Source organism: Micromonospora sp. DSM 43699, from assembly GCF_055517075.1.
The window spans coordinates 1-12,495 of sequence record NZ_JBTMMT010000012.1; the positions used below are offsets into that span (position 1 = coordinate 1).

The window sequence follows — 12,495 nt, forward strand, 5'->3', positions numbered from 1 at the left end:
TAGGAGTCTGGGCCGTGTCTCAGTCCCAGTGTGGCCGGTCGCCCTCTCAGGCCGGCTACCCGTCGTCGCCTTGGTAGGCCATCACCCCACCAACAAGCTGATAGGCCGCGAGCCCATCCCAGGCCGAAAAACTTTCCACCACCCACCATGCGGAAGGAGGTCATATTCGGTATTAGCCCCCGTTTCCGAGGGTTATCCCAAAGCCTAGGGCAGGTTACTCACGTGTTACTCACCCGTTCGCCGCTCGAGTACCCCGAAGGGCCTTTCCGCTCGACTTGCATGTGTTAAGCACGCCGCCAGCGTTCGTCCTGAGCCAGGATCAAACTCTCCAACAAAAACTTGTTGAACAATCCATCCCGACAACAAACAAATGTTGCCAAAGGAATCCCCACCGAACAAACCCGAAAGTCTGCCCAGCGCGGGGTATAAATCATCATTGGCACTGGCTTATCAAGCACCCTGTTGAGTTCTCAAAGAACAACCACACACCACCCGAAAGCCCTGCACCGCAGAACCCCCGACCTGGGGCATCTCGTCCAAACACACCCCGCGCTTCCGCGCCAGGCACTTTTACTACGTTACCCGGTGATATCCGCCGTGTCAAACCGCTCTGTAGCGATCCACACCACTTCCACCACATTTTCCACACACCACGAACATCCCGGCTCACACCGGAATCCCTCGTGATTTCCGTCAGGCCGGCCGCAGGCGGTGAACCGCCACTTCGTCCGTTTCCCTGCCGGGCCTTCACTCTACTCGGTCGGTTTCGCCTCCCCTCATCGACCCCTAGGGGCCGATCCGGAGGGCACCACCCGGGATCGAGTGCCGCGCTCGGCCTTGGGGCTTTCGCCCTGCTTCGTCCGTTCCGCGCTGGCAGAGAGAAAGTTACGCGGCCGTTCAGCCGGCCGTCAAATCCGGACCACGCGCCCACTGTCACACCGGCCACGACAGCCGGAGAAACGCGCCGGATCCGCCCGCGAGAGGCCACCGGAGACCGGGAACGAGCTGCGGAAAGACTACTGGGGGGACACCCGGATGGGCCGAACGGCCAGAACCCGCGATCGCGGTTGGAGATCACTTAAGTTATACGTAGCGTTACGGCCACACCGCAGTGCAGCGGCCCTCACCCCCTCTCAACTGCGTGCCAGGCGGCCCGAGCCACCGGCGCTCCCGTGTACGTGGTGTCGGACGCCTCGACCGACACCACCTCCGCGGTGGCGGCTGCCGCCGGCGCCCGGGTCCTCGAACTGGCGGACAACGTCGGCAAGCCGGCCGCGCTGCACGCCGCCTACACCGCGTTTGGTCTCGGTACCGCGTACCGGGCGGTGGCGATCCTCGACGACGACGTCCTGGTGGAGGCGGACTTCGTCACCGCCGCGCTGGCCCAACTCGCCGACGAGGTCGCCATCGTTGTCGGGCACAACGTCACCTGGTGGCCGGCAGAGCACCGGTGGAACCCGTGGCTGGCCAAGCGGGCCTACAGCTACTGGAACCACCAGGCCCTCGTACGCCGGATCCACGGCCACTTCAACGTGATGAACTGCATCTCCGGTTCGAACTCGGTCTACCGCACCGAACTGTTGGACGTGTTGCTGCCCCAGCGGCCGCCGTACATCGTCGACGACACCTACTGGGTGTTGGAGACGCACCGCCGCCGGCTCGGGAAGGTCGTATACGCCCCCGTGCCGTCGCACAGCTCCAGGACCCGACCACCGGCCGGGACTGGTACCGACAGAACCTCCGCTGGTTGTGGGGCACCTTCCAGGGCGTCATCGGGCACCGGGTGGGCCGGCACAACAGCCGGTTCGACCATGCGTACCTGCTGCTGATGCTGCACTGGCTGCTCTGGGTTGTCCTGGTACACGCCTTGGTCAAGGCGATCCGGCAACCCACAGTGGACCGCTGTGTCTGGTCTTCGCCGGGGCGGATCGCCCGCCCCGGCGCCGGTCCGGCCGTCCCGCTCGGCACCGGGGCCTGAGGAGGTGAACATGTCTGCGACTTCGGAACGGTCGACCCCGCAGGGACGGGGTCATCCAGCAGACTGACGGGTACGCCGATCCGGACCGGGCGGTACGACCGCCGGCGGGTCGGATCGGTGGGTGGACCCCACCCGGGGCCCGGTCACCCGGAACACCGGTCGCCGGTAGTGTTTCGCCCCATCGTGACCCGGGGGCGCCCACGCGGACCTGGGACCGCCGAGGAGTACGGAGGCTGGTTATGTCCACCGGGGAGGAGTCGTACGCGTCGCGCGACGACGGGACGTCACGGCCGAGGTTCGAGCTCGCGCTGCGTGGCTACGACAAACGGCAGGTGGACCGGTACGTCGAGCAGATGGACGGCGCGCTGTCGACGCTGACCGCCGACCGGGCCCAGGCTGCGGGGCAGATCCAGGGCCTGACCACGCACATCCAGCGGTTGCAGGCGGAGCTGACCGAACTGCGCCAACGTCCGGCACAGGTGGACCGGGCGTCCTTCCGTGACCTCGGCCCGATGGTGGACCAGATCCTCGCGCTGGCCGAGAAGCAGGCTGCGGTGATCACCGACTCGGCCACCCAGCGGGCGAACCAGCTCCAGGGCGAGGCGGAGAAGACGCTGCTCGACGCCCGGGACCGGACCGCCCAGGCACTGCGGGACCTCGACGAGGAGTTGTCCGCCCGCCGCGACGAGCAGGAGAAGGCGTACGAGGAGCGCCGGTCGGTGGTCGACGCCGAGCTGGCCGAGATCCGGGAGCGCGCCGAGAAGCTCCGGGCCGAGGGAGAGGCCACCCACGAGCGGGCCCAGCAGGAGGCGAAGCGGATCAGCGAGCAGACCGCGAAGCAGATCACCCAGACCCGGGCCGCCGCCGAGGCGTTGACCAAGGCCGCGCGTACCCAGATCCAGCAGGAGATCCAGGCGGCCCGGACGCAGAGCCAGCAGGAGCTGGCCCAGTGGCAGGCCACCGTGGAGCGGGAGGTCGGCGAGCGGCGGGCCGCGGCCGAGCAGGAGCTGGCCGAGCAGCGGGCCGCCGCGGAGCGGGAGCTGACCAACCAGCACAGCGCCGCCGAGCAGCAGATCGCCGCGCTGATCGCCGAGGCGCAGCAGTACGCCACGGAGGTGCGCCAGCGGGCCGACGAGCAGACCAGCGGCCACCAGGAGCAGCTGAGCACGGTGCAGCGGGAGATCGCCGAGCGGCAGAAGGCCCTCGCCGAGGTGCAGGGCGAGTTGGAGACCGCCCGCGCCCAGCTGGCCGAGATCCAGCAGGAGGGTGACGATACCGAGCGGGAGTTGGTGCGTGCCCGGCAGCGGCTGGAGGAGGTCCGTCGCGACCTGACCGCCGAGACCCGGCGCCTGGACGAGGCCCGGCAGGCCGCCGAGAGTGTGGAGCGGCACGCCAAGGACGTCCGGGCCCGGGTGCAGCGGGAGGCGAAGCGGGTCGCCGACCTGGCCGCCGCCGCCGGGATGGCGGGGGCGGCCGGTGGCGGGGAGACCGCAGAGTATCCGACGTTGGCGGCCCGGCCGGCCGCCGAACCGCGGGTCGACGCGGCCACCGAACCGCCCGGCGGCAAGGTGCCGACCAACGCCTGACGAGCGTCGGACGGCCCTCGGGCAGTATCGCCGGGGGCCGTCGGGTCGCGGGTCCGACCGGCCATCCCACGGGCACCGGTGCGGGACCGTCGCTGTCAGTCGGCGGCGATCTCGTCCAGCACCCGCTGCTGGAAGGCGCGGGCCGCGGCGGCGGCCGGCGGCGGCCCGCCACTGCGGGCGTCGACACAGCGCGCCACCAGTTCCGGGTCCCGGCCGAGGGCGATCGTCCGGCGGCCGGCGGCGACCTTCGACAACCAGTCGCCGTCGCGGATCCGGACCAGCGCGCGACAGGCGCCCAGCACCGCGTCCACCGCTGCGGGGGCGGGGCCGTCCCCGGGCGGGACGGGCCGGTCCAGCCACCAGCGCAGCGCGGTCACCAGCAGGTTCCGTAGGTCGCCCGGGGACAGGTCGGCGAAGACCTCGCCGGCTGGCGGCCCGTACAGCTGTCGTCCCCGCTGGTGCAGGATGCTGCGGTCCAGGCCGTACCAGAAGTGGCCGTCGGCGGCGGGCCGCTCGGCCGGGGCGAAGGTGGCCCGGAACGGCATCCGTGGCCCGGTGTTGAGCTCCACCTCGAAACCCGGTTCGAGGGTGCCCGAGCCGGCCACCGTCCGCGAGTAGGTGACCAGTTCCAGTCCGCGCGCCGGGCAGGGCAGGGTCTCGTGCCGCAGCCGGGCCACCAGGTCCTCCCGGGTCCGCCGGGCCGGCGTGTCCCGGCAGACCAGGGCCACGTCCACGTCGCTGCGGCCCGGTTGGTAGGCGTCCAGCGCCACCGAGCCGGTGGCGTAGGCGCCGACCAGCTCCGGCCCGAGCACGTCCCGGGCGGTGGTGACCAGGTCGGCGAGGTAGCGGCGTACGGCGGCGTCCATGGCTGTCATCCTGCCGCTGCCGGCGGGGCGGGCTCGAGAGCGGGGCGACGCCCGGCGGGTCCGGTCGGCGGCCCCCCTGGCGCGGAAGCCGTCGGTGGGACAGACTTGAGGCCCGACACCGAGGACGGGGGCATGGGCAGCTCCACACAGGACGATGCGGCAGCGGAATTCGTGCGGGAACTGACCCACTGGCGACACCAGCGGGGAATGTCCAAGAAGGAGCTGGCCGAACGCACCGGCTTCGACCCGTCGTACGTCAGCCACATCGAGAACGGGCGGCACCAGCCCACCGAGGAGTTCGCTCGCCGGGTCGAGCTGGTGCTGGACAGCGGCAACCGGATCTGGCAGCAGTACGTCGTCTTCGCCGACAGCCGGGGGCCCGGCGGACGCCGTTCACCGCTCGGTCCGACCGCGGTCCCGCCACCCATCGGCTCGCACCTGGTGATCGAGGACGAACAGGCCGCCCTGTCCCTGGTCGACGGGGTGTACGAGTGCCGGTTCCGGCGGGTCTTGCACAGCGTGGGCACCGAGCCGATCACCCGGCACACCGTGCAGATCGACATCGACCGGTTCCCCGACGATCCGGCCCGGTCCGCCGCCTTCCACAGCCGCCATCCGCTCTCCATCGACGAGGTCGACTTCCGGGCCACCATCGGGGCCGAGCAGCCGGAACCGATGAGGTGGCGGGTCGGTCGCAGCCGGGACGCCTTCCTGAAGATCGTGCTGTTGCTGGACGGCGGGGGCACCCCGGTGCCGCTCTACCCCGGGCAGCGCACCGTCGTGGACTACTCCTACCGGGTGCCGGCGTGGAAGTTCGGCGACTGGCTGCAGCGCGACATCCGGCTGCCCACCCGGAACCTGGTGATCCGGCTCGACTTTCCGGCCGACAGCGGGCCCACCGTCTGGGGCAGGGAGACCTCGTTCACCTCGGAGACCACCGTCGAGGTGCACCCGGACCGCCGGGAACAGCAGGGTCGGGTCGGGTACGAGTGGGTGGTGCCCCGGCCCCGGCTGCGCGCCCAGTACCGGGTGGACTGGCGCTATGCCGACCCGCGTGCCGCACTTGTCGACGCTCCGACGGACATCCGGCCGTTGGCCTGCTGAGCGCCCTCGCAGATCCGGGCCGGGTGCCCTCGTCGAGCCGGCCGGAAGTTCCAGCCGGACGGGCCCACAGGTGTCGTTTCCGACAGATCCGGCCGGTTGTCCGGGCGCGGCATAGCGGTGTGGCAGGCCCGACCGTTAGGCTCGTAAGGCTGAGCGGGGCCGATTAAGCAATCGTCCTCGATCAATGCGGGTTGCGAGTATTGGCTGGTAGTGGCATCGGAAGGCAGGCTGGAGTGACCCGAGAAGGTGAGCCTGGGCCGCGATACGCCCACCGCGCGGACAACAAGCGGGTGGCGTACGAGGAGACCGGCGCTCCCGACGGGTTCCCCGTCTTCCTGATGCACGGCACACCCGGTAGCCGCCGGGGCCCGAAGCCCCGGGGAATCGTGCTCTACCGGTTGGGCATCCGGTTGATCGCCTACGACCGCCCCGGCTACGGCGACTCCGACCGGTTCGAGGGTCGGGACGTGGCCGACGCCGCGCGGGACGTGGAGGCCATCGCCGACCAGCTCGAGCTGGACCGGTTCGCGGTCGCCGGACGCTCCGGAGGTGGGCCGCACGCGCTGGCCTGCGCCGCCGACGAACGCCTGCGCCCCCGGGTGAGCCGGGCGGCGGTGCTTGTGAGTTTCGCGCCGTCGGAGGCCATCGGCCTGGACTGGTTCGACGGTATGAACCGCGACAACCAGCGCGGTTTCGGCGACGGCCGACCGGACACCGAGATCGTGGTCGAGGAGATCCGGCAACGGGCCGCGCGGGCCGCCGAGGACCCCCGCTTCCTGCTGCGGGACCTGATGACGCAGATGGGCCCACCGGACCGCCGGGCCATCAACGACGCGGCGCTTCGGGGGATCATCTTCGACACCTACCAGGAGGCGCTGCGGGCCGGGCCGTACGGCTGGATCGACGATGTGCTGGCGCTGCGTCGTGACTGGAAGTTCGATCTCGACGCGATCGACACCACGACCACCCCGGTGCGGCTGTGGCACGGCGCGGACGACACCTTCGCCCCGGCCAGTCACGGCCGCTGGCTCGCCGCCCGGATCCCCGGCGCCGAGATCGAGGTGCAGCCCGACGCCGCCCACTTCGACGCCATGCAGCAGCTCCCACGCATCCTGCGCTGGCTCGCCGACGGGCAGACCCCGGCGGGCGCCGACGTGCTCATCGGCGCCCGGCCCGGTCAGTAGGGGTGCGGGTCGAGAACCCGACGCACGTACCGTCCCGCGCGCAGCACCACCACGCTCGGATGCTCCTGCCCGATCCGGTCGGCGAGCCGGTCGGCCAGCCGCACCCGGCCGATGCTGACCGCTCCCCCGCTCGCCGCCTGCCGGGCCGTCTCCACGTTGCCGAGGGTGCGCAGCGTGTCCGGGTGGTCGGCGCCCAGCACCGCCGTCAACCGGGCCGCCACCGCCTGCAACCGGGCGTACCCCTCCTCGGGCTGGCCGCCGAGGAGGACGAACACGGCGGCGTTGTTGTCCGCGCCCATGCTGAACGGGTGCTCGGCCCCCAGCACCTGCCGCAGCCCGTCCGCCGTGGCCTGGCTGAGCGCGTACGCCTCGTCCTGCTCGCCGACGTCCGCCAGCGCCACCGCCCGGTTGACCCCGCACACCAACGTGTACGGATGCTGCACCCCGAACACCTGGGTGAGCGTCTGCTGCACGTCGTCCAGTTCCGTGCGGGCCCGCGCCCCCTCGCCCTGGAGCATCAGGTTGGCCGTCCGGCTCAACCAGCAGAGCAGGGTGTCCGGGTTGGTCGGCCCGATGGTGGCCCGCAGCCGGGCGTAGGCGTCGTCGAGCAGCCGGCCCGCCTCGGCGATCCGACCGGTGCTGCGCAGCGACGCCGCCAGGTTGGCCTGGTTGGTCAGCAGTTCCCGGAACTGTTCGCCGAAGACCCGGCGGTATCCCTCGATCACGTCCTCCAACACCGCCACCGAACCCGGGTAGTCGCCGGTCTCCCGGAGGTCGCGCGCGTAGTTGCTGGCCGAGAGCAGGGTGCGCGGATGATCGGGGCCGAGGACGACCCGCAGCCGGCGGTAGGTGGACTCGTCGGTGTCGAGCGCCCGGACGAAGTCGCCGGACAGCCGGTAGGAGGTGGCCAGGTTGTTGGCCGCGTTGAGGGTGCGCCGGTGGTCCTCCCCGAAAACCTCCACGCACGCCCCGTGCGTGCGCAGGTCGCGCTCCAACGCCGGCCGGTAGCGGCCGAGGGCCCGCAGGTCCGCCGCGAACCCCCCGGCGGTCATCAGCGTGTACGGGTGGCTCACGCCGATCAGCGCCTCCTGCTCCCGCAGGGTGTCCTCGTCGAGCGCCAGAGCCTGGTCGAACAGGCCGAGGCTGCGCAGCAGGTTGGCCCGGTTGAAGCGCAGGTTGAGCAGCTGGACCCGGAGCGACCGGTGGGCGGAGGTGTCCGAGGAGAACCCCTCGAGCATCGTCGTCCAGGTCTTGTCCGCCTCCCGGGCGTACTGCGCGCCCTGTTCGAAGCCGCCGTTGAGGAAGATGTAGCGGACCCGGTCGATGACCAGCTGCCGTACCGTGTCGTCGTGGCAGGACACCGCCTCGGAGCCGTCCAGGTGCGGCCACAGGTGCCGGTAGCGGGGCTGGAAGGCGGGGTCGTCCACGTCACCGGAGGGTCGTGAGCCGGCCAGGATCCGGTGGACGTCGTGCTTGGCCTCCCGCAGCTCCTGCTCGGACATCCGGGACCGCAGCGCCGCCTGGAGCAGCCGGTGGATCTGCACCCGCTGGGCGTGCAGGTCCACCTTGATCAACGCGAGCCGGTTGATCCGCTGGACCAGCGCCGCCGCGATGTCCCGCTCCGAGACCCGGTCGGCGACCTGCGCGGCGACCAGCTGGTCGTGCGGGGCGATGACCTTCGCCACCTGGTCGCCGTAGAGCAGGTCGAGGGCGATGTCGGGGGCGAGGACCGAGCCGAGCTGGAGCAGGCGGTAGGCCCCGGGGGACTGCTCCCGCAGACCCTCCAGCGAGCGTCCCCACACGTCGCTCTCCGGGCCGGTGCGCGCCAGACCGGCCAGGTAGGTGGCGACCGAGTCGGGGCTCTCGGCCAGCCAGGCGCCGGCCAACGCCACCAGGATCGGCACGTCCTCCACCGCCTCGGCGACCTGCTGCGCCTCGGCGACGGTCATCCCCCGACGGCCGGTCCGACCGATCAGGTGGGTGACGCTCTCACCGCGGTGGAAGGCCTCCACGTCGACCGCCCGGGCCAGGTCGCCCCAGTCCGGGTTGCGGGTGGTCACCAACACGTGGCCCTCGCCCTGGGGGAGGTAGTCCCGGACGTGTTCGTACTGGTCGACGTTGTCGAAGACGATCAGCCAGCGCAGTGGCGGCTCGTCGGCACCCCGACCGCCGCCGTGACTGAGCCAGTCCCGCACCGCGCGGGTGTTGTCCGGCACGTTCTGCAGGTCCGGCAGGCCGAGCCGCCGGCCCAGGTCGGCGAAGCGGACGTCGACGAACTGCACCGGGTCCGCGTCCACCCACCAGACCACGTCGTACGCCCCGTGGAAACGGTAGGCGTACTCGGTGGCCAGCTGGGTCTTGCCGATGCCCGGCCCACCCCGCAACGCCACCGGGACCCGTTCCCGCGCCGCCGCCTTCAGCTCCTCGCGCAGCGCCAGCAGCAGCCGGTCCCGACCGGTGAACCGGACGTTGCGCGCCGGGGCGTAGAAGACCGTCGGCTCGACGCCCGGGTAGCGGGTGGCCGGCACCGGCCGGTCACGCCCGTCGGGGGACCTCCCGACCAGCTCCCACACCTGCTCGGCGGCGGCCGAGGCGCCCCGCTCGTGCACGGTGGCCCAACTACCGGGTGGGGTGTCCACCGACGGGGTGGTGTCGTCCAGGTGCAACGCGAGCGCTGGGGAACCGGCCTGCCGACCGACTGCGCCGCCCAGGGCCCGGCGGGCGGCGAGGTAGGAGCGGGATACCAGGTGCAGCTCGCGCGAGGCCGCGCCGGCCGGCACCGTCGCCGGGGCACCCAGCGGGGCCGCCAGCACCCTCAGGTCGACCGCGTGCAACGCGGACTGCACCCATTCCGCCCAGGCCTGGTCCTCCGGCACGGAGCGCAGCACGATCAGCTCGTCCACGATCAGCGGCCGGCGTTCGAACCGTTGGACGGTCTGCCGCCGCAGTCCGTCGTCCATCCGGGGCAGCCCGGCGACCGTGCCGCCGGTGACGTGCCGGGTCAGCGCCTCGTACGCCGACAGCAGCCCCCGGCTGCCCGGCACGTCCCCGAAGGTCGCCAGGGTCTCCTCGTACGCGTAGTACGCTCGGTAGGGCACCTCGACGGAGAGCCAGTAGTCCTGCCGTTCCAGCTCGGTCATGCCGCTGGGCAGCCCGACGAACCGTTGCATCGCCAACGCCCGGCCGGCGTCGGTCTTGGTCTTCTCCCCCTCGTCGACGCGCATCGGCACCGGCAGCACCCGACGGGCCCGCCGCCCCTCGTAGCCACGGACCCGGTCGGCGACCGTGGCAGCGCCGTCGATGCCCTGGTCGCTGAGGGTGAAGCAGTCGACGACGACGTCCGGCAGGTGGATGGTGCAGATCTCGGCGACGTCGCTGATGCCGGTGCGGCTGTCGATCAGGGTGTAGTCGTAGTGCCGCTTCATGTCCGCGCGCAGCGCGTCGAAGAACTGCGCCCCACCGAGCCGGTTGTAGAAGTTGTCCCAGTTGAGCCCGGTGACGCTCGTCGCGTAGTCGGGGTTGTGCCGGCCGGCGAGCAGCAGGTCCAGGGTCCCGCCGCCGGGAAACTCCCAGCTCACCGAGAAGGCGTACTTGTGGACCCGGGCGTACTGGCGGTGCCAGTCACCGGGGCGGGTGTCACCGCCGGCCTGCCGACGGCGGGCGTTCTCCCACTCGTACTCCAGGATCAGGTCCATCACGCCGCCGGTGGAGGCGACCTGCTCCGGGTCGAGGAACGGGGCGAAGAACCGGTGCAGCCCCGGGGATTCCAGGTCCCAGTCGGCGACGAGCACCCGGTGGCCGTTGGCGGCGAGGATCCAGGCGGTGTTCGCCAGCGCCATGGTGCGACCGGTGCCACCCTTGTACGAGTAGAAGGTGACGACCTGGCCGTCGCGGGGTGGAGTCATCGTTCTGCCTTCCCTCGCCGTACGTCGGACGATCCGGCCGGCCCCAGGCTCGGCTTCGGCTCGTGCGGGCCCTCCGGCGGATCGACCGGACCGTGCCGGAGGAACTGCTTGCGCGCCTCGGTCACCAGCAGCGGCGCGCAGCGCTCGAACTCGTCGATGGTGCGCACCGGCAGTACCCGGGGAAACCGGGCGTCCTGCAAGCTACCGGCGATCTCCTCGGGTGTCGGCTCGCCACGCGCATGGTCGGCGGCGATGACGAGCGGCACCACCCACGGCGGCAGTCCGTCGAGCGCGACGCGGGCGGCGTCCACCCCGACCCGGACGTCCACCAGCACCACCGCCGGGCTGCTGGGGGCCCGGTCCCGGGCCTCGGCCAACTCGACCACCCGGGTGGGCAGCCCCAGCCGCTCGGCGGTCGCGGCCACGTAGTCGGCGACCGCCAGCTGGTGCTGGTCGCCGTAGGGTCGCCAGCGCACCCGGTCGGCGGTGAGGGTGGTGACCACCAGCGCGGTACCCGGCCCGTCCGGGACCGGGTTGCTGGTCAGCGGCGTCGCCCGGGACCGGGCGAGCGGTTCGTGTTCGGCCACCGTGACGATCCGGTCGGCCAACGCCCCGAGGAGGCTGCGGTACTGCACACGGTAGGCGCTCAGTTTGCACAGTGCCCGCAGCCCGTTGTCGGCGTAGTCGGCGCGGTCGTCGGGGTCACGCACCAGCTCCAACGCCTGGACGGTCTCGGGACGGTCCTCCCAGGACGGCAACGGCATCCAGAGCACCGGCAGCACGTGCCGCTGCGCCCGCCCCGCCGACAGCCGGGTCAGCCGGCCACGGAAGGAGTCCCGTTCACCGAGCGCCCAGGCGTTGCGGAAGTAGTTCGGCGAGTAGAGGGGCACGAACACGTGCGCGAGGCTCAGCGCGTCGGTGAGCGTACGGCGCAGGTCCGCCCCGGGGTTGACCTGGCCGTCGAAGAATCCCACCTCGATCTCGGCGGCCCGCCGGGGATGATCCCGGACCGCTTCGGCGAGGTCCTGGAAGAACTGGCCGACCCAGTAGTCGGTGTCCGGCCGGGCGGCGTCCGACAGCGGGACGGAGTGCGCGTAGCTGAGGAAGAAGTAGGTCTCCTGGCCGGTGACCCCGGGCGAGGAGCTGTCAGACCAGGTCATGCCCGTCCTCCTCGAACCGGTCGCGCAGCTGCCGCAGGTCGGTCGGGACCACCGGCTCGACCCAGTGTGTGCGGTATGCCCGGGCGATCCGCTGGGCCAGCCGCCAGACCACCGCGTCGTAGGCGTCCTTGCCGTTGCGACCGAGGCTGAGCAGACCGTAGATGCCCTCCTCGTGGTATTGCGGAGCGATGTCCGAGGGTAACCGGGTGGGGGCGAACATCTGCCGCCGCGACACGACCTCGGGCATGCGTCTGCGCTCCACCACCGACCAGTTGACCGGGATCACCGGGGTCTCCCCCGCCGACGGCTCGGCGTCCGGGCGGGGGTGGGCCTGCCGCCGGGTGAAGGCGTCCCACTCCCGGGCACACCACTCGCTGCCCAGGTAGTGCGGTGAGACGAGCGGAATGAACACCTGGCTGTGGCCGGCGGCGAAGGCGAGGTCGTCGGTCCACAACTGCCCTCCGTCGAGCATCCGGTCCATGAAGCCGGCCGTCCGTCCCGGTCCCAGGCCGAGCAGTTCGACGACGTGGTCGGAGAGGTCGACGAAGAGCTGGAAGACCTTCTGGTTGGTGTCCCGTGGGGGCGCCGCCACCCGGTTGCGGGTGCGGGCGTAGCTGAGGAAGAACACGGGGGCGCTCTCGTCCTCCCAGAACCGTTCCTCCGCCACCTAACGCTCCCGCCCGGCGCAGCCACTCCCGGCCGACCACAGTAT

At 71.5% G+C, this 12,495-nt stretch carries 8 protein-coding genes and 1 rRNA gene; 4 read left to right on the forward strand and 5 right to left on the reverse strand.

Features of this window, described 5'->3' with window-relative positions; translation table 11 throughout:
* Window positions 1-335 (reverse strand): 16S ribosomal RNA (locus AC0AIB_RS08765); the annotation flags it as partial.
* A gap of 846 nt (window positions 336-1,181) precedes the next feature.
* Between AC0AIB_RS08765 and AC0AIB_RS08770 the strand changes: the two genes are divergently transcribed.
* A complete protein-coding gene (locus tag AC0AIB_RS08770; RefSeq protein WP_465096374.1) occupies window positions 1,182-1,829 on the forward strand; it encodes a glycosyltransferase in 648 nt (215 codons plus the stop codon).
* 388 nt (window positions 1,830-2,217) lie between these two features.
* A complete protein-coding gene (locus AC0AIB_RS08775) occupies window positions 2,218-3,564 on the forward strand; it encodes a DivIVA domain-containing protein (protein WP_465096375.1) in 1,347 nt (448 codons plus the stop codon).
* 95 nt (window positions 3,565-3,659) lie between these two features.
* Here the strand turns inward: AC0AIB_RS08775 and AC0AIB_RS08780 are convergent, their stop codons facing one another.
* Window positions 3,660-4,430: a nucleotidyltransferase domain-containing protein gene (locus AC0AIB_RS08780; RefSeq protein ID WP_465096376.1), complete on the reverse strand. Its 771-nt coding sequence runs from the start codon at window positions 4,428-4,430 to the stop codon at window positions 3,660-3,662.
* A gap of 132 nt (window positions 4,431-4,562) precedes the next feature.
* On the opposite strand from AC0AIB_RS08780, the gene AC0AIB_RS08785 reads away from it, so the two are divergent.
* A complete protein-coding gene (locus AC0AIB_RS08785) occupies window positions 4,563-5,534 on the forward strand; it encodes a helix-turn-helix domain-containing protein (protein ID WP_328347274.1) in 972 nt (323 codons plus the stop codon).
* A 233-nt stretch (window positions 5,535-5,767) separates the two neighbouring features.
* Window positions 5,768-6,718 (forward strand): alpha/beta fold hydrolase, encoded by a 951-nt coding sequence (locus AC0AIB_RS08790; RefSeq protein WP_328347276.1) that lies wholly within the window; start codon window positions 5,768-5,770, stop codon window positions 6,716-6,718.
* Here the strand turns inward: AC0AIB_RS08790 and fxsT are convergent.
* The 3 genes from fxsT to AC0AIB_RS08805 are packed head-to-tail and all read right to left on the reverse strand — an operon-like array spanning window position 6,712 to window position 12,450.
* Window positions 6,712-10,623, reverse strand: coding sequence for an FxSxx-COOH system tetratricopeptide repeat protein (gene fxsT, locus AC0AIB_RS08795; protein ID WP_465096377.1), 3,912 nt, complete (start codon window positions 10,621-10,623; stop codon window positions 6,712-6,714). The genes AC0AIB_RS08790 and fxsT overlap by 7 nt on opposite strands.
* A complete protein-coding gene (locus AC0AIB_RS08800) occupies window positions 10,620-11,783 on the reverse strand; it encodes a TIR-like protein FxsC (protein WP_328347280.1) in 1,164 nt (387 codons plus the stop codon). Before AC0AIB_RS08800 ends, fxsT begins: the two co-directional genes overlap by 4 nt.
* Window positions 11,770-12,450 (reverse strand): TIR-like protein FxsC, encoded by a 681-nt coding sequence (locus AC0AIB_RS08805; protein ID WP_328347282.1) that lies wholly within the window; start codon window positions 12,448-12,450, stop codon window positions 11,770-11,772. Before AC0AIB_RS08805 ends, AC0AIB_RS08800 begins: the two co-directional genes overlap by 14 nt.
* Window positions 12,451-12,495: the final 45 nt, after the last annotated feature.